This window comes from Cedecea sp. NFIX57 (assembly GCF_900177785.1).
Classification (GTDB): Bacteria; Pseudomonadota; Gammaproteobacteria; order Enterobacterales; family Enterobacteriaceae; genus Cedecea; species Cedecea neteri_C.
The window spans coordinates 160,934-184,464 of sequence record NZ_FXAS01000001.1 but is presented as its reverse complement, the minus strand read 5'-3'; the positions used below and the strand labels follow the sequence as shown (position 1 = coordinate 184,464).

Sequence of the window (23,531 nt, the reverse complement as noted above, 5' to 3'; positions counted from 1 at the left end):
TTTAGAGGCTGCCCGACTCTAAGACATTAATCCAGCCGTGCTCGCTTTCCAGCGGCTGGCCGTTGAACCAGCGGCGCAACACATTAAGCGCCATCATGGCGCAGACTTCCTGGCGTATTGCCAGCGCGTGGCGGCTGGTTCCAAACTTCACGCCCAGGCCAAAAGTGCCGTCTGGCGTGGAGAGCGCAAAATTAATCTGCTGCCCTTCTTCGCCAGAAATCACCAGAGCCAGACTGCTCTGTTGGTTCAGTCGCAATTCTGCGCTGGACGCTAACGCCTCAGCCAATGTTTCAGTTGCCTGCGGTAAAACACGGCTCGCCCGAAGTGCGGCCTGCGCCCGGTTTAACTGCAGCGCCAGAAGGCCCCCGGTAAACTGTTCGCTAATCGCGATGGTGAGAGAACGCTCAGCAAGGCGACGTGCTATTTGTGCAGGAAGCCCTTCGGTACCCTCAAAAATCAGACTTTCCCCTGCTACACGGCGAACTTCCGGCCAGACGGCCTCCATCGCTTCACGCTGGCTGGCCGGGCCGGTCAGTTTAAGCTCAATGATGGGCATCGATGAGCGATAACCCATCACCACCCCCTCCGGCAGCGCCAGCGGATCAAGACATTGCGCCAGCTCGCTCTCGGAGCGCCCAAAGGTGGTTAAACGCAGGCATATTGGCGGCTCGGGAAGCGTAAAACGTTCACGCAGCCGGGGCATGATTTGTTTGTCCACCATCGCCTTAAATTCTGACGGTACGCCGGGGGTGAAAAACATCAGGCAGCGGTTTAAGGTCAATGCAAAGCCGCAGGCGGTACCCACGGGATTGTCGATCATTTCACTGTTGGCCGGAATTTGCGCCTGCTTACGGTTGCTCGGTGCCATCACCCGCCCACGCTCGGCAAAAAACTGCTCCATATAGGTTAACCATTCCACGTGCTCAACCAGCTCAACGCCCGCCGCCGTAGCCGCCGCCAGTGCACTTAAATCATCGCTGGTTGGCCCCAGGCCACCGTTAACAATCAGCACATCGGCTTCATGGCTTCGCTCTTTCAGCACGGCAACCAGGTCAGGCAGACTGTCGCCGACCGTATTGCGGCGTGACATGGGTAACCCCTGATTAAAGAAATAGTCGGCAAGCCAGGCCGCATTGGTATCGGTAATTTGCCCATACAGCACTTCATCGCCAGTGGACAGCATTTCTACTTTTAACATCTTTTACTCCGCAGCAGGGGAACGCCCCACTATAGCGCAGGCACCAAAGAACGGCAGGCATAAAAAACGCGGCTAAGCGCCGCGTTGAGGGATTAGAAGCTGGCGCTCACGCCCACATACGGGCCGTCGGCAACGGTATCAGTACGATCGCCGTCTTTGCCGCCGAGGCTAATGTAGCGGTAGCCAACTTGCGCCGAGAACGGACGCATAAAGTTCCAGCTTGCACCGGCGCTGGCCTCTTTGTAGTCCTTCACGCCGCTGGACAGAGAGTCCGGGGAGTAGTAGTAATCGCCAAATACGGCAATATCAGGCGTGATTGGCCATCTCAGACCGCCACCTGCCGCAACCGCATAGCCTTCTTTACGATCTTTCGGATGCAGGTAAACGCCACGACCGCCTACGGTTGCCATCATCGGCCCCAGAGGAATATTAAAACCGAGGCCAAGGCCTACGGCATCACCGTTGTCGTCGTTATGCGCATAGTTACCGGTTACCGCGATGCCGCTGCTTTCGGTGCCAAAACCCACGCCGAGATTAGTGTATTCCTTACCGACTTCAGCACTCACGCCAATTGCGCTGGCACCTGCAGAAACCAGCAGCAAACCCGCGCCGCCGGCTAAAAGTAATTTATTCATTCCTTGGTTCCTGAAAAAGAAAAAGGGCTACCCTCAAAAATGCCATTGGATGGCGTGGCGCATTATCTTATTAACACGCTGGAAAATGCCAATATTTCCTTGATTGTAAGAAAATGAAAAGACACCTTTTTGTGTGACAAGATCAATGCAACCGGGTAGCGCCAAATGACACATTGAGCAGGCGAATAATAAGCACAGTAAAATAACGGATTTAAATAAACGCTTTTTTACTGTGAAACCTGGCTACCAAGGAGGCATTAATGAGCAAGAAAGGATTAACAACCGGCGCAGGCGCACCCGTTGCGAACAACAACAATGTTGCTACCGCAGGCCCACGTGGCCCGATGCTGCTTCAGGACGTCTGGTTCCTTGAAAAACTCGCCCACTTTGACCGCGAAGTGATCCCTGAGCGCCGCATGCACGCTAAAGGCTCTGGCGCATTTGGCCATTTCACCGTCACCCATGATATTACCCGCTACACCCGGGCAAAATTATTTTCAGAAATCGGCAAAAAAACAGAGCTTTTCCTGCGCTTCTCCACCGTGGCAGGTGAGCGCGGCGCGGCGGATGCTGAACGAGATATTCGCGGCTTTTCCATGAAGTTTTATACCGAGGAAGGCAACTGGGATCTGGTGGGCAATAACACGCCGGTGTTCTATCTCCGTGATCCGCTGAAGTTTCCGGACCTGAACCACGTCGTCAAACGCGATCCGCGCACCAACCTGCGTAACCCTACGTATAAATGGGATTTCTTCTCGCATCTGCCAGAAGCCCTTCATCAGCTGACCATTGATTTCAGCGATCGTGGCTTACCGCGCTCTTATCGTCACATCCACGGTTTCGGCAGCCATACCTTCAGCTTTATCAATAGCGACAATCAGCGTTTCTGGGTGAAGTTCCACCTCAAATCCCAGCAGGGCATTGAGAACCTGATGGATGATGAAGCCAGCCGCCTGATCGCAGAAGACCGCGAAAGCTCCCAGCGCGATTTGTACGAATCCATTGAGGCCGGTGACTTCCCTCGCTGGACGCTGTTCGTGCAAATTATGCCGGAAGCCGAAGCATCAAAAACGCCGTACAACCCGTTTGATCTGACCAAAGTCTGGCCTCACGGCGACTATCCATTAATGGAAGTGGGCGTGCTGGAACTGAACCGCAACCCGGAAAACTACTTCTCTGACGTTGAACAGGTGGCGATGTCTCCGGCCAACGTTGTGCCAGGTATTAGCTTCTCGCCGGACCGTATGCTACAGGGCCGCCTGTTCTCCTACGGCGACGCGCATCGCTATCGCCTGGGCGTGAACCACCATCAAATCCCGGTGAACGCGCCAAAATGCCCGTTCCACAACTACCATCGCGACGGTGCTATGCGGGTGGACGGCAACAGCGGCAATGGCGCAACCTACGAGCCAAACAGCTTTAACGTTTTCCAGGAACAGCCAGATTTCAGCGAGCCGCCGTTGAGCCTGGAAGGCGCGGCCGACCACTGGAACCATCGGGAAGATAGCGACTACTTCAGCCAGCCGCGCGCGCTGTATAACCTGCTGAGCGATGAAGAGCATCAGCGTATGTTTGCGCGCATTGCGGGTGATATGAAAGACGTCCCGGAAAGCATTCAGAACCGTCAGATTTGCCTGTTCAGCCAGGTACATCCTGAATACGGTGCCGGGGTGGCAAATGCACTTCAGGCACTGAAGAACAATAAGTAATACCTTGCAGGGGTTATGCCCCTGCAACCCACTCAATCAGCCTGCGGCGGGATATTTTAATCCCGCCCTGTTTTAACTCCTGCGGCAGCGTTAACCAGCGCACGGGCCGCTGAAAACGGGGCAGTTTTCCATCAAGCCAGGCGGCAATGTCGTTAAACTCACATCCTGCACTAATCTCAACCACGGCAACGGGTCGCTGTCCAAATTCAACATCGAAAACCGGTACCACAAACACCTGCTGAACCGCTGGATGCGCGGCAATTACCCGCTCAACCTCTTCCGGCTGGATACCCTCCCCGCCGCTGAAAAATTGGTTATCAAGACGCCCGACGATCGTCAGGCGGCCCGAATGTAAAACGCCCCGATCGCGGGTAGCAAACCAGCCCTGCTCGTTCACCAGAGGAATAAGCTGCCCGTCCCGCCAGTAGCCGCTGGCCAGGCTATCCGCCTGTATCCACACTTCTTCATCGACGATTTTTACCTTACGGCCCGGCAACGGAGCACCTACATCTGGCTGACCGTCGGCGCGTTTGGCGCAAACCGTAGAGGCCAGTTCGGTAAGGCCATAACCACACCAGCAACGCACCCCGCGCGCTTCGGCCTGCTGCGTCAGTTCAACGGGAATGGCTGCCCCGCCAAGGAGCACTTCGCGCAACGCCAGAGGTTCCTGTTTCTCCAGCAACCGCCACAGCTGAGTTGGCACTAAGGAAGCGTGGCTGCATCCACGTAGCGCCTCATTTATCGACTGAGCGGTCGATATCACCAACTGGCCGCCAGCATACAGCCAGCGCCAGAGAATTCCCTGCCCGGAGACATGGAACAGCGGCAAAGACAAAAGCCAGCTATCGTCCTGGCCGTAATCCATCATCGCCAGTACCCCCGCCGCGCTGGCAAGGTGCGCCGAGCATGTATGCACGGCCGCTTTGGGTAACCCGGTTGAACCAGAGGTCAGCGTCATTGAGGCAAAACGCGATGGCAACCAGGTTTCGCGCCAGGGCTCTGCCTCCGCCAGCCGCAGTGGCGTTAATCCCAGCAGCGAAGAGCCATCGGGCAAAGTTAACCCGTAGCTCAGCGTCAGTGACGGTAAAAGCTGCGCCAGCAAACTATCAGGCAGTTGAGGATTTAACGGCAGAATGCGCGCCCCGCACTGCCATAACGCCAGCCAGGCGAGCAGCGTTTGCGGGCCATTTTTCGCTTTAAGCGCAACGCCGTCACCTTCTTTTAGGCCCTGCTGGCGAAAGCCTCCCGCCAGTGCATCCACGCGCTGGCAAAGCGTTTTCCAGGTTAAGAGCTCATCGTCAAGACGAAGCGCAACACTCGTGCCCCTGACGTCGGCCCAGTGACGCCACGGCCAGTCGGGAAAGATCATCGAATACGCTCGAGCTGGTCTGCGGTGACGCAAAGTAGCGGACTACCGGGCCAGCTGCGCTCAAGCTGAGACTGCATCAGGGACAAAGTATCCAGCCCAGGCAAGGTTCCCGGCGTGAGCCAGGCGGCGATGCGGGCCAGTTGAGTCAAACCGAGGCTGGACTCAATGGAGGAACTGATCACCGCTTTCAGCCCCAGACGGTTTGCCGCCGTAACCTGTTCGCGCACTTTGTCCAGGCTACCGGTAAGCGTCGGTTTGATCACCACTGCCGAAACGCCCGGCTCAGCGGTGAAAGTAAAATCCGCCTCCCGCAGGCTTTCGTCCCAGGCAATAGCAATCCCCGTTTCCCGGCTGAACTCTCGGGACTGCTCGCGGGTTTTGCACGGTTCTTCGATAAAATCAATGCGCGAGCGGTGATCCGGGTTGACGTATTTGGCGAACTGCTGCGCCTTGAGCGGCGTCCAGCTGCGGTTAGCATCCAGACGCAGGCGAAGTTCAGGCACGGCTTCAAGCAATAAATTAACCACCATGCCGTCGCGAACGGCTTCGTACAGCCCCACTTTCACCTTCGCGATTTTTTCACCCGGCATTTGGGCCAGCGCCAGGATCAGCTCGTCCGGATCGCCTGTACACAGCGGGGCAGCGCGATAGTCAGCGGCCTGTGGCAGCGTACCTTCAGCCTCAGCCAGCGCACAGCTCAGGCCAAAGGCGGCCGACGGCAATTCGGGCAACGGAGTCGATTCATCTGCCAGCCACTGTTCAAGCCATCGTTCGACCTGCGCCTGAGCCTCCGCGAGTGTTTCCTGGCTAAATCCCGGCAGAGGGGAAATTTCCCCCCATCCGCTACGCTCGCCTGATGTCAGGCGCACCAGCAGCCCATCTCTAAATTTGAGACGCTGGTCGCGAAGCACTACGCCAGCCTCCATCGGGATTTGAAAACGCCACAGCGCCGCGCTACGCATTACGGGTTCCGTTTAAATTTGCTGAAGTCCGGCTGGCGCTTCTGGTTAAACGCGTTGCGCCCTTCCTGGCCTTCTTCGGTCATGTAGAACAGCATCGTGGCGTTCCCGGCCAGTTCCTGCAGCCCGGCCTGACCATCGCAGTCGGCATTCAGCGCCGCTTTGAGGCAACGCAGCGCCATCGGGCTGTTTTGCAGCATTTCGCGGCACCAGCGCACGGTCTCTTTTTCCAGATCGGCAATCGGTACAACGGTATTCACCAGGCCCATATCCAGCGCTTCTTTCGCGTCGTACTGGCGGCACAGGAACCAAATCTCGCGCGCTTTTTTCTGGCCGACAATACGCGCCATGTAGGAAGCGCCCCAGCCACCATCAAATGAACCGACTTTTGGGCCCGTCTGGCCAAACACGGCGTTTTCGGCCGCGATGGTCAGGTCACACATCATGTGCAGCACATGGCCGCCACCGATGGAGAAACCCGCCACCATCGCCACAACTGGTTTAGGGCAGGTGCGAATTTGGCGCTGGAAGTCGAGCACGTTCAGGTGATGCACGCCGCTTGCGTCCTGATAGCCGCCGTAGTCACCACGCACTTTTTGGTCGCCACCCGCACAGAAGGCTTTTTCCCCTTCACCAGTCAGAATAATGGTGCCGATGTTGTCGTCATAGCGAGCATCGGCCAGGGCATTGATCATCTCTTTGACGGTCAGTGGACGAAACGCATTACGAACTTCCGGGCGGTTGATGGTGATTTTGGCGATGCCATCGCTGGATTTGTGGTAGCGAATATCGGTGTAACCTTCGGAGCAATCCAGCCATTCAATCGGGGCATAAAGCATTTGTTCATCAGGATAAATCATGAAAGATCCTTACAGGTCATATTGACGAAAGAGGGTTAACAGAGCGGAACTGAACGCGGCGGGAGCTTCACGATGGGCGTTATGTCCGGCCCTTGAAATCAAGGTCAGAGAACAGCTCAGCTCGGTGGCAACGGCGTGAAACTTTTCGTCTCGTTCACCGCAAATGAAATGAAACGGCACGGCAAGCTGGCCGAGCTGTTCGCGTAAATCGGGTTGCCGGGCAAGCGAAGTCGCTTCCAGCATTCGGGCTAACGCCTGAGGATTGTTTTGTGCACGCAGGGCAACTAAGTCAGTGCGTTGTGCACGGCTGAGAGAACGGAAAACAGGCTGCTGATACCAGTCGTTCAACACGGTCTGGATATCTTCGTGCATCAAACGCTGCGCCCAATGGGCATCGTTCAGCGCTCTCGCCTCGCACTCTGCCCCACTTCTCAGGCCAGGGTGGCTGCCTTCTGCCACCAGGCCACGCAGCCCTTTCGACTCAGGCTGACAGGCGTGATACATCGCGATGCGCCCGCCCAGGGAGTAGCCGACAAGCCAATAGTGATGTATGCCGTGATGTTTGAGGGTATTTCGTAACGCGCTATCAACCTCGGCAAAACTCTGCACGTGAACATCGGTGGAACCACCGTGGCCGGGCAGGTCCACGCACAGCTGCGGCCAGTCGGAAAAGTGCGGCTCAAGCGCCTGCCACTCATGATGGCTACCAAGAAAACCGTGCAGCCAGACTATCCACGGCTGAGTTGAAAGGTGGCCCGAATGCGGCACGGCATGAAGGATCATGCCTGGCTAACCAGGGCCAGCAAATGCTGCAGCGTCTGAGCACCGGCGGTTTCCGGCACGCTAATTTCAATCACCGTCGCCCCAGGGCGCAACCAGGCCCGACGAACGGCCTCTTCAAGCGCCTGCCAGGTTTCAGGGTTTTGATAACCCAACTCAAACATGGCGGCAGCGTGGGAGAAATTCACGTTTTGCGGCATACAGTAAAAACGCTCACGTTCTTCGGCAGGCGTCGGCAAAAGTGAGAAGATCTGGCCACCGTTATTGTTGACCACCAGCAGCACAAACGGCGCAGAGGCGTGGCGCAGCAGTGCCAGGGCATTAAGATCATAAAGCGCCGAAATATCGCCGACTATCGCGAGCGTGGAGCGCGCCGTTGCCCTTTGAACGCCTGCGGCGGTAGACAACAGACCATCAATGCCGCTCGCACCTCGATTGCTATAAACCGGATACCCAACGGGAAGCTGGGCGAAAGCATCGATCAAACGAACAATTAAACTGTTGCCCACAAATAGCTGGCCGCCTTCCGGCAGCAACTGCGGCAGGCGCTGGGCAACCTGCGCCTCGCCAAATTCACGGGTGCCTTGTTCAACCTTTTCCAGCGTCTGCCAGGCCAGAGACGTTAACGCTTCGGCCCAGGGCAGGCGTTTTTCTGCCGGATGTTTTTCCAGCCAGGCTTCGACGCTGGCGACCAGACGGCGACCACGGTGACTGGCAGGATCAAGACGCCCGGGCTGCTTGTCCACCAGCCAGTACTCTTCCGGCCTGCAGGCGGCCTGCCACTGAAGCACCCGTTTTCCAGTCAGGCTGCCGCCAAACTGGATGACAATTTGCGCCTGTTCAAGACAAGTCACGGCCTGGCTATTGCTCAGCCACAGGTCTGCACACGGCAACGGCTGCCCGGTCTGCGAAAGTACATCGCCAATGAGCGGCCAGCCTAGCATTTGCGCCCAGGCCGCAACCTGCTCACCTTCGCTGGCAGAAAGCCTGCCTGCCACCACCACGCCACGCTTTTGCCGCCAGAAGAACCAGTCTCTTTGCTTCGGCACCGCGTTTTCGTGCACTTCACGCAGCCAGGGCGTGTTGCCCTCCCACCAGCCTTCGAGCTGGTTTTGCCAGTCGACGCCGGTATCATCCGGCGCACCATAAAGCGGCTCGGCAAAGGGGCAATTGATATGTAGTGCGCCCCCGTTGAGCTGACCGACGGCGCTGTCAATCGCAGAGACCAGCCAGCTGGCGGGAATATCATGCGTTGGACGAGGCAGGTTAAGTACAGCGGAAGGATGGGAGCTAAACAGCCCCGGCTGGCGAATCGCCTGGTTTGCACCGCAATCAATCAGTTCGGGCGGGCGATCGGCCGTCAGTAGAATCAGCTTTTCGCCGGTCAGCCCGGCTTCTATCACGGCAGGATAAAGATTGGCCACGGCGGTACCGGAGGTCACGATGATTGCCACCGGCTCGCCGTTGGCCTTCGCCAGCCCAAGCGCCAGATGGCCCAGGCCGCGTTCATCAAAGTGAGTATGGCAAATGAAACTGCGGTTTTCCGCCGCGCTGAGCGTCAGCGGCGTGGAGCGGGAGCCGGGCGCGATACACACATGTCGTACCCCATGTCGGGTTAATGCTTCGAGTATGACGCCCGCCCAGCGGCGGTTAAATGAGCTTATCGACATAATATTGTCCGCAGTCAATTTCGACTATCGATTATAAATACTATGGCAAGGGTTAAATTGATTTGCGTCGTGAATAGCTTATTCAGTTATCACTGCCGATCAGCAACGTCTTCAAACCGGCCGCTTTATTTTCAATTTCCTGCCACTCTTCTGCGGCAACCGAGCCGGCGACAATGCCCGCCCCGGCATAAAGGCGAACGCCGGTATGCCTCACTTTTGCCGAGCGCAGGGCCACACAAAACTCCGTTTGATGGCGGGACAGATAACCCGCCGAACCGGCGTACCATTCACGCTCAAAAGGCTCATTCTCGGCAATAAATTCCCGAGCCAGCTCACGCGGTAACCCCGCCACGGCGGCGGTGGGCTGCAGCTGTTTAAGGCAAAGCGCATCGTCCTGACGCTTGAGCTGCGTCCAGATGCAGCGACGCAAATGCTGAACTTTGCGCAGCCGCATAACCTGCGGCGGCAGCACATCCAGTGCACCAACCGCAGCCTGCAAGCGCTGGCAGATATCTTCGACCACCAGCATATTTTCACGCTGGTTTTTGTCATCTTTCAGCAGCCACTGGCCTAGTTTAGCGGCCTGAGCATCATCAGGATGGTTTGCCACCGTTCCGGCCAGAGCTTCCGTTCGCAGCGCATCGTCGATTCTTCGCCACAGGCGCTCCGGGCTGGAGCCAAGAAAGGCATTTCTCGCATCAAACGCCATCAGGAAATGGTAGCAGTTCAGGTTAATCCGGCGGCTGGCGGCCATAAACCCTGCGGCAGAAACCGGGGAGGAGAACGCCAGATCGGTGGCCCGGGCGAGCACGACTTTATCCAGCGCTTTCTGGCTGATGGCGCTGACCACCTGATCCACCAGGCGGTGCCATTCAGGCTGCTCCGGCAGATGGGTTTCACCGAGACATTTGAGATTGAGCTGCGGGAGCAATTTCGCCGGCAGGAGTTGCTCAATAAACGCGGCAGCCGCTATCGCATCCTGCTTCAGTGAAGTTTCGCTGTACAGATGCAGCCAAAGAAACGCCTCCCCGCCTACACGCCGCCATTCCAGGCGGGAGAGAAACAGAAAACCGTGGGACGGATCGAAGGCATTTAATCCCCAGACGCGCAGAAAAGGTTGTTCCGGGTGAGACTGCAGAAAAGTCTGGGCATCTTCCAGCGCAGAAAAACGCAATAATGCGCCCAGCGCAGCAACTTCTTCGTTACCGTTGCGCTGCTGCCAGTAAAATTGGGGATACCGTGACTGGGCCGTGAGCCAGGCGAGAGGATCGGAGGCGTCACTCAGCGTGACCGGCACACACAGGCGCTGAAGGCCCGGCTTATCCGCAAATTCCCCTGCTAATTCCTGCTGCATTTGCTGCAGTGCGACGGCTACTGAATTCACGTTTACCTCACGCTCCGTAAAAACCCCTGATTATACGTGGTCGTTACCACAAAAAAAAATCCTACCCAGGGGGTAAGATTCTTTATTTGCCATTTTCAGGCGCGGTCAAGATTATCGACGGAGCAAAAGCCCAATCACCAGTCCGACGGCAGCGCCGATGCCAATACCCTGCCAGGGCTTTTCATGCACATAATCATCGGCACGGTAGACCGCTTTTTTGGTGCGGTAATAGTAAGTGTCGGAAGCATTGCTGATACGCGCTTTGACCTCATTCAGCGCCTGTTCGGCCTTTTCCTTTAGCTCAATGTATTTTTGGTCCGCCGGGTCGCCGGAGGCGCGAAGCACTTCTTCAAGCGTGTCGCTCAAGAGCGCAAGGTCATCATCGAGACGAGATTCATACGGTTGCATCACTGTTCTCCGTGTTAAAAAATTTCTCGTCCGCTAACTATAGACAACATCAACAGGTTTCGCCCGCCTTGCTGTTGGCCATCCCAATATGGGGGATGCCATCTTCGTCATACACTTCGGTGACCGGTTGGAAACCAAACTGGGCATAAAAAGCCTGCAAATGCGCCTGAGCGCCCAGGTAAATTGCACGGTCAGGCCACTGGCGCTGGCAGGCCGCAAGCGCCTGGGTCATGAGCTGTTGCCCAAGCTTTTCACCTCGTACCGACGCATCAACAATAACCCGGCCAATAACTACCGGCTCCAGCTCGTTATCACTTTTAAGAATGCGGGCATAGGCAATCAGTTTGCCGTCCCGCCAGCCCAGGAGATGGCGGTTCTCCCCCACCAAATCCTCGCCATCAACATCCAGATACGCACAGCGCTGCTCGACAATAAAGACTTCGCAGCGCAGGGCCAAAAGAGCATAGAGATCGGTGGCGCTCAGTTCAGAATGGTGTAAATCCTGCCAGTTAAGCATTGAAAAACTCCTTTTGATTCAGGCGCCACCTGCGGGTTACTGGTGCCGCTCAAGCAACTGTTTTAGCACAGTTTCCAGAGGCGTGGCACCTTTCACCGTGTCGCCGGTGAAATCAATCCAGCCTTCGTTAAAGCCGTCCAACATCCTCATGCGTGGGAGCGGGTTTTTCATGCCCTGAGCAAGGAAATCTGCCTCCCAGTTTGCACGCGGAACGGCTTTGACCGTTACCGGCTGCCCCAGAACTTGAGAGAACGCTTCGGCTGCCAGCTGCGGGCTGTAGCGCTGCGGGCCTTCCAGCTCCACAATGCGGGTTCCTGGTTCTGGCTGAGTCAATAATTCGGCGGCAAGCTGGCCAATATCGACGGTAGCAATCATCGGGATAACACGCTCCAGCGGCTGCAGATGGCTGTAGATAGTCCCGGTCTCTTTGGCACTTTCCACATCCCAGAGGAAGTTCTCCATAAACCAGCCCGCGCGGAGGAACACGACGGAATCACAAACATCCGTGAGCTCTTTTTCCATCAACCCCAGTGCATTCAGCAGGTTTGGCTGCGTGGCCTGCGCCCCGATGGTAGAAAGACAGACTACGTGCTGCGGGCGCACAGTAAGCAATGCATGTCTGATGGCCGCGATATGGGCTCTTGGTTCAGCCATATTCCCTGAAGGATCGAATACCGGCGGCAGCAGGATAAAGACCGCTTCGGCCCCAGTGAAGGCTTCTGCCAGCGCTTCGCCATCGTGCATTTCAGCCAGCGCAACACCTGCGCCCTGCTGTGCCCAGGGTTGTCCCTTAGCTTCAGAGCGGACGATGGCCCGAATCTCATGTCCTTGAGCAAGCAATGCTTCTGCCAGTGCGCCGCCAACTTGTCCGGTAATACCTGTAATTGCGAACATAATGTTTCTCCAGTTTGAGATCCCACCACAGGGTGTGGACGGCATTATGCGGATGCAGCTATGTTGTATCGATAGCACCATAGACAATTCACTGATGACTGCGGAGCACTAATATGATTTTCAACGATCGGACCTTTGATGGTCTGTCCGTGTTTACCGCCGTAGTGGAAAGCGGCACGTTTGCCGCCGCCGCGGAAGTGATCAATATGTCCCCACCGGGGGTCAGTCGGGCAATTGCCAGACTGGAGAAACGCCTCGGTATCCGCCTTTTCGACCGCACCACCCGAGCGGTGGCATTAACCGTAGAAGGCAAAGAGTTTTATCGTCAGATCCTGCCGCTGCTGGCTGCGCTGGAGGACGTGACCAGTTCCGCATCGCTCTCAACGAAGGCTATTACCGGCAGACTTCGGGTCAACATCGATCCGTTCTTCTCCAGCTTGATTCTGGGGCCTCAACTGGAAACGTTTATGTCCCGCTATCCCGATCTTGAACTCGATCTGGTAACAAGCGATCGGCTGGGGGATATGATTGGCGATGGTTTCGATCTCGCTATTCGCTTTGGTGTGCCCCGGAATAGCACGCTGGTAGCACGCAAGCTGCTGGAGACTCGCATCATGACGGTTGCCACCTCCGCCTATCTGGCGCGGCACGGAAGGCCTGAAACACCGCAAGCGTTATTGGGGCATACCTGCATTCATTTCCGCGATCCGGAAACCGGCAGGCCGTTTGAATGGGAGTTTCATCGCAAAGGAGAAGTGATCAAAGTCCCGGTCAGCGGACGCCTGACGCTGAATGATGCCCGCACTTTGCACGAAGCCTGCCTGAGCGGGCACGCGATTGCCCAGATGATGACGTTTGGCTCCGGCGATTTGGTAAAGAAAGGACAGCTGGTAGATTTGTTTCCCGACTGGCCGGACGAGCGTTTTCCGCTTTATGCTTACTACCCTTCACGCATCAATCCCGCCGCACGCACCCGCTGTTTTCTGGATTTTATCCTTGAACTGGCCAAAAGCTAAGCTCATAAAAAAACCGCCAGCAAGTGGCGGTTTTTGAACGGTTTTGTTAACCCGATTACATCAGCGGCTGCGCTAACTGCACCAGGCTGATAAGCGGCTGCGGATAAACACCCAGCAGCAGCACCAACAGGGCGGAGATCAGCACCACCACGCCGCCCGCAGTCAGCGCCCAGTTAGATGGGGTGTCGCGGTTAAGCTGCTGAGGCGCGCTCAGATACAGGCTCACGGTCACACGCAGGTAGTAGTACAGGCCGATGGCGCTGCCCAGAACCACTGCGCCGGTCAGCCACCACAGATGAGCCTGAACGCCCACGGCAATGATGTAGAACTTACCGATGAAGCCCAGGGTCATTGGGATACCCGCCAGGGAAAGCATCATCACGGTCATCACTGCCGAAAGCACCGGCTTGTGCCAGAACAGGCCACGGTAGGAGAACAGTGAGTCGGCATCCGGGCCACGGTACGGGCTGGACATCAGGCTAACTACGCCGAACGCGCCCAGGCTGCTGAACAGGTAAGCGGCCAGATAAACGCCTACCGCTTCCATCGACATATTGCCGGTTTGCAGCGCAATCAGCGCCACCAGCAGGTAGCCAAGGTGAGCGATTGACGAATAACCCAGCAGACGCTTGATGTTGGACTGGTTCAGCGCCATCAGGTTACCGAACAGGATTGACGCGAAGGCGATAATTCCCAGCACGACGCGTACTGCTTCGCTATTACCCACTGGTGCGTAGAGGAACAGACGCATCACCACGCCAAAGATAGCGATTTTGCTGGCGGTTGCCAGGAAGGTGGAAACCGGCGCAGGTGCGCCCTGGTATACGTCTGGCGTCCACAGGTGGAACGGCACCAGAGAGAGCTTGAAGCCAAGACCAACAATCATCAGGCCCAGACCCGCCAGCAGCAGAGGTTCGTGCAGCATGTTATCCGCCAGGCTCTTACCGAGGCTAACAAACGACAGGCTACCGGAATCAGCGTATACCAGCGCCATACCGAACAGCAGGAAGGACGAAGCCGCCGCTGACAGAATGGTGTACTTGATGCTCGCTTCCAGAGAACGCTTCTGGCGGAATGCGTAGCCGACCAGGCCGAACAGCGGCAGAGAGATCAGCTCAATGCCGAGGAACAGCGCCGCGAGGTGGTTCGCATTAGCCAGCAGAATACCGCCCAGGGCAGCAATCAGAACCAGCAGATAGAACTCTTCGCGGTTGTCGGTATAGCCCTGCAGCCACGGATAAGCAAAGGTACAGGTTGCCAGGCTCGCCAGCAGCACCAGGCCGGTGTAAAGCATGGCGTAGCCGTCAACGCGCATCAGTGGGGTGACATCCATCGCCCCTGCCTGACCGACAAACCACAGTGAAATCAGCGCGGCGTTAAGGCCGATAACCGACAGCGTAGCATTCAGAAAATGGTCGCGTCGCCACGCAATGGAGAGCATCACAACCACCACCGTCAATCCGACGATCAACAGCGGTAGCAGCGCGATCAAATGTTGAGGAGTTATTGTCATGGCGAATTACGGCCTTGTAGTAGAAAGTGAACTGGTAAACCACTGCTGAATATTGCTCATCGCAGAATGCGAGGTATCCAGAATCGGCTGCGGGAAGAAGCCCAGCAGAACTAACAGCACCACCAGCAACAGAATGATAAAGAACTCGCGCATGGACATGCCAGGCAGTTGTTTATCGCTGATTTCGCTCTTAGCTTTCCCGAAGTAAGCACGGTGCAGCATCGCCAGGGAGTAAACCGAGGCAAAGACCAGACCGAAGGTTGAAATCACCGTAATGACCGGCACAACGTGGAAGCTGCCGAACAGGATCATGAATTCACCGACGAAGTTACCGGTCCCTGGCATACCCAGCGTGGCAACAGCGAAGAACATCGACAGACCCGGCAGCCATTTAATTTTGTTCCACAGGCCGCCCATCATGCGCATGTCACGCGTGTGCAGACGCTCATAAAGCTGACCGCAGATGATGAACATACCCGCTGCGGACAGACCGTGAGCGATCATCTGAATCACCGCGCCCTGGTAAGCCAGCTGGTTGCCGGTGTAGATAGCAATCAGCACGAAGCCCATGTGGGAAACGGAGGTATAGGCAATCAGGCGTTTAATGTCGGTCTGTGCAAAGGCCATCCACGCGCCGTAGAAGATGCCGATGACACCCAGCCACATGGCGATTGGTGCAAACTCAGCGGACGCTTCAGGGAACAGCGGCAAAGAGAAACGCAGCAGGCCGTAGGCCGCGGTTTTCAACAAGATACCCGCGAGGTCAACGGAACCCGCCGTTGGTGCCTGGGAGTGCGCATCCGGCAGCCAACCGTGAAGAGGAACCACCGGCATTTTTACCGCGAAAGCGATAAAGAAGCCCAGCATCAGCAGCCACTGTACGCCGTGGGACATAGGCGTTTTCAGCAGCAGCTCATAGTTGAAGGTCCATACGCCGGTCGCATTGTAGTGCACAAACACCAGACCCAGGATAGCAATCAACATCACCAGGCCGCTTGCCTGGGTATAGATGAAGAACTTGGTTGCAGCGGTAATACGCGTCTTCCCGTCGGAGGCTTTGTGGCCCCACAGCGCAATCAGGAAGTACATCGGCACCAGCATCATTTCCCAGAAAAAGAAGAACAGGAACATGTCGATGGCAAGGAACACACCGATAACGCCACCGAGGATCCACATCAGGTTGAGGTGGAAGAAGCCCTGATATTTTTCGATTTCATTCCAGGAACAGAGTACCGCCAGCACGCCGAGCAGGCCGGTCAGTACCACCATCAGCAGCGACAGACCGTCGAGCGCCAGGTGAATATTAATGCCAAAACGTGGGATCCATTTCAGAATGAATTCTGACTGCCACTGCGGCAAGCCCGCCGACTGCGTCAGAGAATAGCCACCCTGCAACCACAATTGCAGAGACAGTGCCAGTGTCAGCCCCATGGTGATCAGCGCAATCCAGCGTGGCACTTTCACGCCGAAGCGTTCGGTCTGCCAGCAGAAGAAGCCGCCGATAAAGGGGATTAGTATTAGCCAGGGTAATAGCATGGCGTTTGAGTCCCTAAGTCAAAATAATTCTTAAACATCGCTCACTTCCCAGGGCCAGAGGAGGTTTTAAACCTCGCTCCGACCCTCTCTCTCGCGAGAGAGGGGGATGGAAGAAATCCTGTTAACGCAGAACCAGCAGCAGGCCGAGAACCACAACGGCACCGATACTCATGGACGCAACATACCAGCGCAGGTAACCGTTCTCGCTCACCAGCAGGCCGCGGCCTGCGAAGCGGGAGAGAACTGCCGGAATGTTCATCAAAGCATTCAGCGGGTCACGGCGCAGCAGCCACGCAATACCGAGGAACGGCTTGACGAAAATCATGTCGTACAGCCAGTCGAAGCCCCAGGCATTGAACCACCAGGTACCGAAGAAACGCCCCAGTGCGCTGTTCGCAAGCGACGTCACCAGAGTACGTTTGCCCAGCCACAGGAAAGCGGCAATCAGGATACCGGCAATGGCGACGACGCCGGAGATGATCTCCAGGGTCAGCACGCTGCCGTGCGCAAGTTCAGTTGTTTCCGGCAGGACGCCGCGCAGCGGTGGCACAATCATTGCGCCAACGAAGGTGGACAGCACCAGCAGAACAACCAGCGGCAGGTGGTGGGTAATCCCCTTCCCTGCGTGAGCGTGAATTTTTTCTTCACCGTGGAACGTAATGAAAATCATGCGGAAGGTGTAGAGCGAGGTCATAAACGCCCCGACCAGGCCCGCAACCATCAGGTTGATGTGGCCGTTCGCCATCGCACCGGCAAGAATTTCATCTTTACTGAAGAAGCCTGCGGTAATCAACGGCAGAGCGGACAGCGCCGCGCCCCCAACCAGGAAGCAGACATATACCAGCGGAATGGACTTACGAAGACCACCCATTTTGAAGATATTTTGTTCGTGATGGCACGCCAGAATCACCGAACCGGATGACAGGAACAGCAGCGCTTTAAAGAACGCGTGGGTCATCAGGTGGAAGATTGCCGCATCCCACGCCTGCACGCCCAGCGCCAGGAACATGTAGCCAATCTGGCTCATGGTGGAGTAAGCGAGTACGCGTTTGATGTCAGTCTGTACCAGCGCGGCAAAGCCTGCCAGCACCAGCGTAACGGCACCAACGATACCGACCAGATGCAGAATTTCCGGGGTCATCAGGAACAGACCATGGGTACGGGCAATCAGATAGACGCCCGCGGTAACCATGGTGGCCGCGTGAATCAGTGCAGAAACCGGGGTTGGACCCGCCATCGCATCCGCAAGCCATGTTTGCAGCGGAAGCTGTGCAGATTTACCGACCGCACCGCCTAACAGCATCAGGGTTGCCCAGGTCAGCATCTGGTTACCGGCAGCGAAGTGCTGCGGTGCCAGCTCGACCATTTCGCGGAAGTTCAGCGTGCCCAGTTCGTTGTAGAGGATGAACAGGCCGAAGGCCAGGAACACGTCCCCAACACGAGTCACCACGAACGCTTTCATTGCCGCCACGTTGTTCTTCGGATCGGTGTAATAGAAGCCGATCAGCAGGTAAGAACAGAGGCCCACGCCTTCCCAACCGAGGTACATCAGCAGCAGGTTGTCGGCAAGGACCAGAACCACCATGCTGGCGATGAACAGGTTGGTGTAGGCGAAGAAGCGGGAGTAACCCTCTTCACCGCGCATGTACCAGGAAGCGAACATGTGGATCAGGAAGCCGACGCCAGTAACCACAGAAAGCATGGTCAGGGACAGGCCGTCCAGCACCAGGTTGAAGCCGATGTTAAAATCACCGACCGCCATCCAGGTCCACAGCGGCTGAGTGAACGCCTGCTGCCCGTTGTTAAAGAAATCAACCCCGGCAATGGCGGTGACAACCGCCGCCAGACCTACAGAGCCCATCCCGATGGTGGCAGACAGGTTTTCTGACCAGCGGCCGCGGGAAAATGCCAACAGTAAAAAGCCAATCAATGGCAGAACAATGGTTAACCAGAGAAGGTTCATCCACGCATCTCACTTACTGAATCGATATTCAGATTCTGGCGACGACGATGGAGCTGCAGTAACAGCGCGAGGCCAATACTGGCTTCGGCAGCAGCTAAGCTAATCGCGAGTATATACATCACCTGACCGTCAGCCTGGCCCCAGTAGCTGCCGGCAACCACGAAGGCCAGCGCGGCGGCATTAATCATCACTTCCAGGCTGATCAGCATGAACAGCAGGTTGCGACGGATGACCAGACCGGTCAGTCCCAGCACGAACAGAATGGCGGCGAGGATCAGTCCATGTTGCAGCGGGATCATACGTTCTCCTCCGTTTTTCTTCTCACGGCCATGTCAGCAGGGCGATTGCTCAGCACCTCACCGGCACGGTCTTCACGACCCAGGTGGAACGCAACGACCAGGCCTGCCAGCAGCAGCATGGAGGCCAGCTCCACCGCCAGAACGTAAGGCCCGAACAGCGCGATACCGACCTGCTTAGCATCGATGGAAGTGCCATCAATACCCTGGTCGTTAACGGTGCGGATGGCGTAAATCAGAACCACCAACAGAACTGCAGACAGGACGCCAGGCCCGATCCACAGTTGCGGCTTCAGCCACTCGCGCTCCTGCTGCTGAACCGCGTTACCGAGGTTAAGCATCATCACCACGAAGACGAACAGCACCATGATAGCCCCGGCGTACACGATGATCTCCAGCGCACCGGCGAAGTATGCCCCGAGGGAGAAAAACACCCCGGAGATCGCCAACAGCGAGATGATCAGGTACAGCAGCGCATGTACCGGATTGGTGTGAGTAATCGTCCGAAGGGTCGTCAGGACGGCCACAATGGCGCAGATATAAAAAGCGAATTCCATTCCTGACTCCTTAAGGTAACAGGCCTTTGACGTCGATAGGCTTGGCTTCGTTTTCCGCTTCGCCCTTATCTTTGCCGTCGATTGCCATACCTGCCATCCGGTAGAAGTTATATTCCGGGTATTTGCCCGGACCGGAGATCAGCAGATCCTCTTTCTCGTACACCAGATCTTGGCGCTTGTACTCACCCAGTTCGAAGTCCGGGGTAAGCTGAATCGCGGTGGTTGGGCACGCTTCTTCACACAGGCCACAGAAGATGCAGCGTGAGAAGTTGATGCGGAAGAACTCCGGATACCAACGACCGTCTTTCATCTCGGCTTTCTGCAGAGAAATACAGCCTACCGGGCAGGCTACCGCACACAGGTTACAGGCAACGCAGCGCTCTTCACCGTCCGGGTCGCGCGTCAGTACGATACGGCCACGGTAGCGCGGCGGCAGATACACTGGTTCTTCCGGATACATGCGGGTTTCGCGTTTGGCGAAAGCGTGCATGCCGATCATCCAGATACTGCGTACCTGGGTGCCGAAACCAACCACTAACTCTTTCAATGTCATGGTTTATTCACCCCTTATGGTGCCTGGTAAAGAATGACCGCGGCGGTCACCAGCAAGTTGATAAGCGTCAGCGGCAGGCAAACTTTCCAGCCGAAGGACATCACCTGGTCATAACGCGGACGAGGTAGTGCGGCGCGAATCAAAATGAACATCATCATGAAGAACGCGGTTTTCAGCGCGAACCAGATGAACGGTGGTAACCACGGGCCATGCCAGCCACCAAAGAACAGCGTCACGATCAGTGCAGAAACGGTGACGATGCCGATGTATTCCCCGACGAAGAACAGACCGAACTTCATACCGGAATATTCGATGTGATAACCATCGGCCAGTTCCTGCTCGGCTTCCGGTTGGTCAAACGGGTGACGGTGGCAAACCGCAACGCCGGCAATCGCGAAGGTCACGAAGCCGAAGAACTGCGGAATGATGTTCCACAGATGTGCCTGGTTGTTGACGATGTCGGCCATATTAAAGGAACCGGCCTGCGCCACCACGCCCATCAGGGAAAGCCCCAGGAACACTTCATAACTCAGGGTCTGCGCGGAAGCACGCATCGCACCAAGCAGGGAGTATTTGTTATTACTGGACCAGCCAGCGAACAGCACGGCGTACACCGCCAGGCCAGCCAGCATCAGGAAGAACAGGATCCCAATGTTAAGGTCTGCAACCACCCAGCTTGGACTGACCGGCACAATAGCAAAGGCCAGCAGCAGCGAGGTGAAGGCGATCATTGGTGCAAGCGTAAAGATTACGCGGTCAGAGAACTTAGGGATCCAGTCCTCTTTAAAGAACATCTTGATCATGTCCGCAACCAGCTGGAGCGAACCACCCCAGCCTACGCGGTTCGGTCCGTAGCGGTTCTGGAACAGACCGAGCAGGCGACGTTCGCCGAAGCTCATGAATGCCCCACAGGTCACCACGACCAGCAGAATGACAACCGCTTTGAGGATGCTCAGCAGAATGTCGATAACTTCCGGTGTCAGCCAGCTCATTGCGCAGCCTCCTGCAGATTTTCAAGACGAGCACCGGCAAGCACTGGCGCAATTCCCGGCATCCCCATCGGCAGACCAACCTGCCCTGCAACCAGACCTTCGGACAGCTGGAGTGGCAGACTCAGCGTCTGGCCTTCGTAGCTGAAGGAGATCAGGCTTCCGGCGTTAACGCCAAGCTTCGCGGCATCGGCCGGGTTCAACTTGATGTAAGGCTCAACCATACGCTTCTGGAACACAGGAGAACGCTGGGACATCTCGTCGCTACCAAACAGGTGGTAGTACGGCGCGATACGCCATTTGCCCTCTTCCGCATGGAAGGTATCCGGCACGGAAGTGAAGTAGTCCAGACCCGTTTCAGAAGCTTCGATCAGACGTACGCCAGGATCGCCATGGCGCAGATGACCGCCCACTTCAGCCTGGAATTTGTTCCATGCCTGCGGGGAGTTCCAGCCTGGTGCCCAGGCAAACGGAATCTGCTGACGGTCGGCTAGCGGACTGTTGTTCCCTTCCATAGAGAAGGCAAACATCGTGTCTTTATCCTGCGGCTGACGCGGTTCGTGCACGCTGATATTGGCGCGCATGGCGGTACGTCCGCTCGAACGGATAGGAGAACGGGACAGTTTCTGGCCTTTAATGCGGAAGGAAGCATCCGGCGCGGCATCTTTGATACCGGCCAGTTGAGGCAATACCTTCACGCAGGCGTCAATCACATGGTCAAGCTGCGTCCAGTCAACGTCACGGCTTTGCACGGTGCTGTGCAGGGAGTGCAGCCAGCGCCAGCTTTCGAACATCGTCACGCTGGTGTCGTAGTAAGCCGGGTCATAAACCTGGAAGAAACGCTGGGCGCGACCTTCGTTGTTAATCACCGTGCCGTCGCTTTCTGCAAAGCTTGCCGCGGAAAGCACCAGGTGCGCTTTGTCCATGATGGCCGTACGCTGGTGGTCAATAACCATTACCAGAGGGGCTTTGCTCAGAGCCGCATCTACGCGGGCAGAGGAAGCATGGCGATGGAGGTCGTTTTCCAGCACCACTACCGCATCGGCAGCGCCGCTTTCCAGCTCGCTCAAGGCCTCTTCCAGAGAACCGCCGCCAATCATGCCGAGGCCAACGCTGTTAACCGCGCGAGCAATCATGGTCACGCCGACGTCTGCGCCACGGCCTTTCAGCGCTTTAGCCACGTTGGCTGCAGCCTGAATCACCGCTTCACTACCGGCATTCGTCCCGGAAACAATCAGCGGTTTCTTCGCACCGGCCAGCGCCTGCACGATAACGTCCACTTTGTTTTTCAGGTCACGATCCAGTTCAACCGCCGGAGAATTGCTGTCCAGTGCATTGGCAATCGCAAAACCAAGACGAGCCTGATCTTCAACCGGCGCACGGTAAGTCCATGCGGCGATATCGTCCAGGCGGGTACTGTCCACGTTGGTCACAAACAGCGGATGTTTAGCATTCTGACCGATGTTCAGGATTGCGGCGATCTGCCAGTCAGCCACTTTCTGAGCCGCTGCCATTTCACGCGCTTTCCCTTTCACTGCCTGGCGAATGGCCAGAGCAGCACGAGCGCCGGTCTGGGTAACATCTTCACCCAGGATCAGCACCGCATCGTAAGATTCGATTTCACGCAGCGCAGGCGTATGAATGCCGCTGTCACGCAGTACTTTCAGCATCAGCTGCAGACGAGCCTGCTCACCTGCTGCAATACCGGTGTAGAAGTTTTCGGCGCCAACCAGCTCGCGCAGAGCAAAGTTGCTTTCCACGCTCGCGCGCGGAGAACCGATGCCGATCACTTTCTTCGACTGGCGCAGGATATCCGCCGCACCCTGCATTGCCTGTTCGGCGTTCAGGGTAATGAGGTCATCGCCACGGCGCTGAATTGGCTGACGCGGACGGTCTTTCAGGTTCACATAGCCATAACCGAAACGGCCGCGGTCGCACAGGAAGTAGTGGTTCACGGTACCGTTGTAGCGGTTTTCGATACGACGCAGTTCGCCGTAACGTTCACCCGGGCTGGTGTTACAGCCCAGCGAGCACTGCTGGCAGATGCTCGGTGCGAACTGCATATCCCACTTACGGTTGTAGCGTTCGGAGTGCGTTTTGTCGGTGAATACGCCGGTCGGGCAAATCTCTACCAGGTTACCGGAGAACTCGCTTTCCAGCGTGCCGTCTTCCGGGCGACCGAAGTAGACGTTGTCGTGCGCGCCGTAAACGCCCAGATCTTTACCGTCTGCATAGTCTTTGTAGTAACGAACACAGCGGTAACAGGCGATACAGCGGTTCATTTCGTGAGAGATGAACGGACCGAGATCCTGATTGCGGTGAGTACGCTTGGTAAAGCGGTAGCGACGGAAGCTATGACCGGTCATCACGGTCATATCCTGCAGGTGGCAGTTACCGCCCTCTTCACAGACCGGACAGTCGTGCGGGTGGTTAGTCATCAACCATTCCACAACGCTTTCACGGAACTGTTTCGCTTCGCCATCATCAATAGAGATGAAGGTCCCGTCGGAGGCCGGTGTCATACAGGACATCACCAGGCGACCGCGAGTGTCTTCCGCGTTCTGATATTGCTTCACCGCACACTGGCGGCAAGCACCGACGCTGCCCAGCGCCGGATGCCAGCAAAAATAAGGAATATCAAGACCGAGGGAGAGACAAGCTTCCAGCAAGTTGTCTGCTCCGTTGACCTCGTATTCTTTGCCGTCTACATGAATCGTAGCCATAG

General features: G+C 56.6%; 21 protein-coding genes. 2 read left to right on the top strand and 19 right to left on the bottom strand.

Translation table 11 applies throughout. The annotated features are described in order from the left end of the window. Position 1: 1 nt before the first annotated feature. Positions 2 to 1,198: a nicotinamide mononucleotide deamidase-related protein YfaY gene (locus tag B9Y90_RS00910; protein WP_085539925.1), complete on the bottom strand. Its 1,197-nt coding sequence runs from the start codon at positions 1,196 to 1,198 to the stop codon at positions 2 to 4. Between the two features lie 92 nt (positions 1,199 to 1,290). After that, positions 1,291 to 1,833: a YfaZ family outer membrane protein gene (locus B9Y90_RS00905; protein ID WP_039295503.1), complete on the bottom strand. Its 543-nt coding sequence runs from the start codon at positions 1,831 to 1,833 to the stop codon at positions 1,291 to 1,293. Between the two features lie 260 nt (positions 1,834 to 2,093). Here B9Y90_RS00905 and katA point away from each other — a divergent pair, with 260 nt between their 5' ends. Continuing rightward, on the top strand, positions 2,094 to 3,542 hold the full coding sequence (gene katA, locus B9Y90_RS00900; protein WP_039295504.1) for a catalase KatA: 1,449 nt from the start codon (positions 2,094 to 2,096) through the stop codon (positions 3,540 to 3,542). Between the two features lie 13 nt (positions 3,543 to 3,555). Here the strand turns inward: katA and menE are convergent, their stop codons facing one another. From menE to B9Y90_RS00855, 9 genes are all read right to left on the bottom strand, one after another. Continuing rightward, positions 3,556 to 4,911 carry an o-succinylbenzoate--CoA ligase gene (gene menE / locus B9Y90_RS00895; RefSeq protein WP_085539924.1) on the bottom strand — a complete coding sequence of 452 codons (1,356 nt, stop codon included), beginning with the start codon at positions 4,909 to 4,911 and terminating at the stop codon, positions 3,556 to 3,558. Continuing rightward, positions 4,908 to 5,873, bottom strand: a complete 966-nt coding sequence (gene menC / locus B9Y90_RS00890) for an o-succinylbenzoate synthase (RefSeq protein WP_085539923.1) — start codon at positions 5,871 to 5,873, stop codon at positions 4,908 to 4,910. The genes menE and menC overlap by 4 nt, the downstream gene beginning before the upstream one ends. Beyond that, positions 5,873 to 6,730: a 1,4-dihydroxy-2-naphthoyl-CoA synthase gene (menB, locus tag B9Y90_RS00885; protein ID WP_008459804.1), complete on the bottom strand. Its 858-nt coding sequence runs from the start codon at positions 6,728 to 6,730 to the stop codon at positions 5,873 to 5,875. Before menB ends, menC begins: the two co-directional genes overlap by 1 nt. Before the next feature lie 9 nt (positions 6,731 to 6,739). Next, positions 6,740 to 7,513 carry a 2-succinyl-6-hydroxy-2,4-cyclohexadiene-1-carboxylate synthase gene (gene menH, locus B9Y90_RS00880; RefSeq protein WP_085539922.1) on the bottom strand — a complete coding sequence of 258 codons (774 nt, stop codon included), beginning with the start codon at positions 7,511 to 7,513 and terminating at the stop codon, positions 6,740 to 6,742. After that, positions 7,510 to 9,180, bottom strand: coding sequence for a 2-succinyl-5-enolpyruvyl-6-hydroxy-3-cyclohexene-1-carboxylic-acid synthase (gene menD, locus B9Y90_RS00875; RefSeq protein WP_085539921.1), 1,671 nt, complete (start codon positions 9,178 to 9,180; stop codon positions 7,510 to 7,512). Before menD ends, menH begins: the two co-directional genes overlap by 4 nt. 82 nt (positions 9,181 to 9,262) lie before the next feature. Then, a complete protein-coding gene (gene menF, locus B9Y90_RS00870; protein ID WP_085539920.1) occupies positions 9,263 to 10,564 on the bottom strand; it encodes an isochorismate synthase MenF in 1,302 nt (433 codons plus the stop codon). Positions 10,565 to 10,675: 111 nt separating this feature from the next. After that, positions 10,676 to 10,972 (bottom strand): stress response protein ElaB, encoded by a 297-nt coding sequence (gene elaB, locus B9Y90_RS00865; protein WP_085539919.1) that lies wholly within the window; start codon positions 10,970 to 10,972, stop codon positions 10,676 to 10,678. A 49-nt stretch (positions 10,973 to 11,021) separates the two neighbouring features. Next, positions 11,022 to 11,489, bottom strand: coding sequence for a GNAT family N-acetyltransferase (locus B9Y90_RS00860; protein WP_085539918.1), 468 nt, complete (start codon positions 11,487 to 11,489; stop codon positions 11,022 to 11,024). A 36-nt stretch (positions 11,490 to 11,525) separates the two neighbouring features. After that, positions 11,526 to 12,383, bottom strand: a complete 858-nt coding sequence (locus tag B9Y90_RS00855; RefSeq protein WP_085539917.1) for an NmrA family NAD(P)-binding protein — start codon at positions 12,381 to 12,383, stop codon at positions 11,526 to 11,528. A 113-nt stretch (positions 12,384 to 12,496) separates the two neighbouring features. On the opposite strand from B9Y90_RS00855, the gene B9Y90_RS00850 reads away from it, so the two are divergent. Beyond that, entirely contained in the window at positions 12,497 to 13,399 is a 903-nt protein-coding gene (locus tag B9Y90_RS00850) for a LysR family transcriptional regulator (RefSeq protein ID WP_085539916.1), read from the top strand. A 55-nt stretch (positions 13,400 to 13,454) separates the two neighbouring features. On the opposite strand, the gene nuoN is transcribed toward B9Y90_RS00850, so the two are convergent. The 8 genes from nuoN to nuoG all read right to left on the bottom strand — a co-directional run bounded on the left by nuoN (position 13,455) and on the right by nuoG (position 23,529). Then, positions 13,455 to 14,912: an NADH-quinone oxidoreductase subunit NuoN gene (gene nuoN, locus B9Y90_RS00845; RefSeq protein ID WP_039295523.1), complete on the bottom strand. Its 1,458-nt coding sequence runs from the start codon at positions 14,910 to 14,912 to the stop codon at positions 13,455 to 13,457. Positions 14,913 to 14,918: 6 nt separating this feature from the next. Continuing rightward, positions 14,919 to 16,448 (bottom strand): NADH-quinone oxidoreductase subunit M, encoded by a 1,530-nt coding sequence (gene nuoM, locus B9Y90_RS00840; protein WP_039295525.1) that lies wholly within the window; start codon positions 16,446 to 16,448, stop codon positions 14,919 to 14,921. Between the two features lie 121 nt (positions 16,449 to 16,569). Next, positions 16,570 to 18,411, bottom strand: a complete 1,842-nt coding sequence (gene nuoL / locus B9Y90_RS00835) for an NADH-quinone oxidoreductase subunit L (protein WP_085539915.1) — start codon at positions 18,409 to 18,411, stop codon at positions 16,570 to 16,572. After that, entirely contained in the window at positions 18,408 to 18,710 is a 303-nt protein-coding gene (nuoK, locus tag B9Y90_RS00830) for an NADH-quinone oxidoreductase subunit NuoK (protein WP_008459783.1), read from the bottom strand. Before nuoK ends, nuoL begins: the two co-directional genes overlap by 4 nt. After that, positions 18,707 to 19,264, bottom strand: a complete 558-nt coding sequence (gene nuoJ, locus B9Y90_RS00825; protein ID WP_008459782.1) for an NADH-quinone oxidoreductase subunit J — start codon at positions 19,262 to 19,264, stop codon at positions 18,707 to 18,709. The genes nuoK and nuoJ overlap by 4 nt, the downstream gene beginning before the upstream one ends. A gap of 10 nt (positions 19,265 to 19,274) precedes the next feature. Further along, entirely contained in the window at positions 19,275 to 19,817 is a 543-nt protein-coding gene (gene nuoI / locus B9Y90_RS00820; RefSeq protein WP_008459780.1) for an NADH-quinone oxidoreductase subunit NuoI, read from the bottom strand. 14 nt (positions 19,818 to 19,831) lie between these two features. Next, positions 19,832 to 20,809 (bottom strand): NADH-quinone oxidoreductase subunit NuoH, encoded by a 978-nt coding sequence (gene nuoH, locus B9Y90_RS00815; protein ID WP_008459779.1) that lies wholly within the window; start codon positions 20,807 to 20,809, stop codon positions 19,832 to 19,834. Further along, positions 20,806 to 23,529: an NADH-quinone oxidoreductase subunit NuoG gene (nuoG, locus tag B9Y90_RS00810; protein ID WP_085539989.1), complete on the bottom strand. Its 2,724-nt coding sequence runs from the start codon at positions 23,527 to 23,529 to the stop codon at positions 20,806 to 20,808. The genes nuoH and nuoG overlap by 4 nt, the downstream gene beginning before the upstream one ends. Positions 23,530 to 23,531: the final 2 nt, after the last annotated feature.

What these genes read in the sequence shown, in the direction of transcription:
- B9Y90_RS00910 (WP_085539925.1), bottom strand. Translation starts at nt 1,198, where the DNA reads ATGTTAAAAGTAGAAATGCTGTCCACTGGCGATGAAGTGCTGTATGGG.
- B9Y90_RS00905 (WP_039295503.1), bottom strand. Translation starts at nt 1,833, where the DNA reads ATGAATAAATTACTTTTAGCCGGCGGCGCGGGTTTGCTGCTGGTTTCT.
- katA (WP_039295504.1), top strand. Translation starts at nt 2,094, where the DNA reads ATGAGCAAGAAAGGATTAACAACCGGCGCAGGCGCACCCGTTGCGAAC.
- menE (WP_085539924.1), bottom strand. Translation starts at nt 4,911, where the DNA reads ATGATCTTTCCCGACTGGCCGTGGCGTCACTGGGCCGACGTCAGGGGC.
- menC (WP_085539923.1), bottom strand. Translation starts at nt 5,873, where the DNA reads ATGCGTAGCGCGGCGCTGTGGCGTTTTCAAATCCCGATGGAGGCTGGC.
- menB (WP_008459804.1), bottom strand. Translation starts at nt 6,730, where the DNA reads ATGATTTATCCTGATGAACAAATGCTTTATGCCCCGATTGAATGGCTG.
- menH (WP_085539922.1), bottom strand. Translation starts at nt 7,513, where the DNA reads ATGATCCTTCATGCCGTGCCGCATTCGGGCCACCTTTCAACTCAGCCG.
- menD (WP_085539921.1), bottom strand. Translation starts at nt 9,180, where the DNA reads ATGTCGATAAGCTCATTTAACCGCCGCTGGGCGGGCGTCATACTCGAA.
- elaB (WP_085539919.1), bottom strand. Translation starts at nt 10,972, where the DNA reads ATGCAACCGTATGAATCTCGTCTCGATGATGACCTTGCGCTCTTGAGC.
- B9Y90_RS00860 (WP_085539918.1), bottom strand. Translation starts at nt 11,489, where the DNA reads ATGCTTAACTGGCAGGATTTACACCATTCTGAACTGAGCGCCACCGAT.
- B9Y90_RS00855 (WP_085539917.1), bottom strand. Translation starts at nt 12,383, where the DNA reads ATGTTCGCAATTACAGGTATTACCGGACAAGTTGGCGGCGCACTGGCA.
- B9Y90_RS00850 (WP_085539916.1), top strand. Translation starts at nt 12,497, where the DNA reads ATGATTTTCAACGATCGGACCTTTGATGGTCTGTCCGTGTTTACCGCC.
- nuoN (WP_039295523.1), bottom strand. Translation starts at nt 14,912, where the DNA reads ATGACAATAACTCCTCAACATTTGATCGCGCTGCTACCGCTGTTGATC.
- nuoM (WP_039295525.1), bottom strand. Translation starts at nt 16,448, where the DNA reads ATGCTATTACCCTGGCTAATACTAATCCCCTTTATCGGCGGCTTCTTC.
- nuoL (WP_085539915.1), bottom strand. Translation starts at nt 18,411, where the DNA reads ATGAACCTTCTCTGGTTAACCATTGTTCTGCCATTGATTGGCTTTTTA.
- nuoK (WP_008459783.1), bottom strand. Translation starts at nt 18,710, where the DNA reads ATGATCCCGCTGCAACATGGACTGATCCTCGCCGCCATTCTGTTCGTG.
- nuoJ (WP_008459782.1), bottom strand. Translation starts at nt 19,264, where the DNA reads ATGGAATTCGCTTTTTATATCTGCGCCATTGTGGCCGTCCTGACGACC.
- nuoI (WP_008459780.1), bottom strand. Translation starts at nt 19,817, where the DNA reads ATGACATTGAAAGAGTTAGTGGTTGGTTTCGGCACCCAGGTACGCAGT.
- nuoH (WP_008459779.1), bottom strand. Translation starts at nt 20,809, where the DNA reads ATGAGCTGGCTGACACCGGAAGTTATCGACATTCTGCTGAGCATCCTC.
- nuoG (WP_085539989.1), bottom strand. Translation starts at nt 23,529, where the DNA reads ATGGCTACGATTCATGTAGACGGCAAAGAATACGAGGTCAACGGAGCA.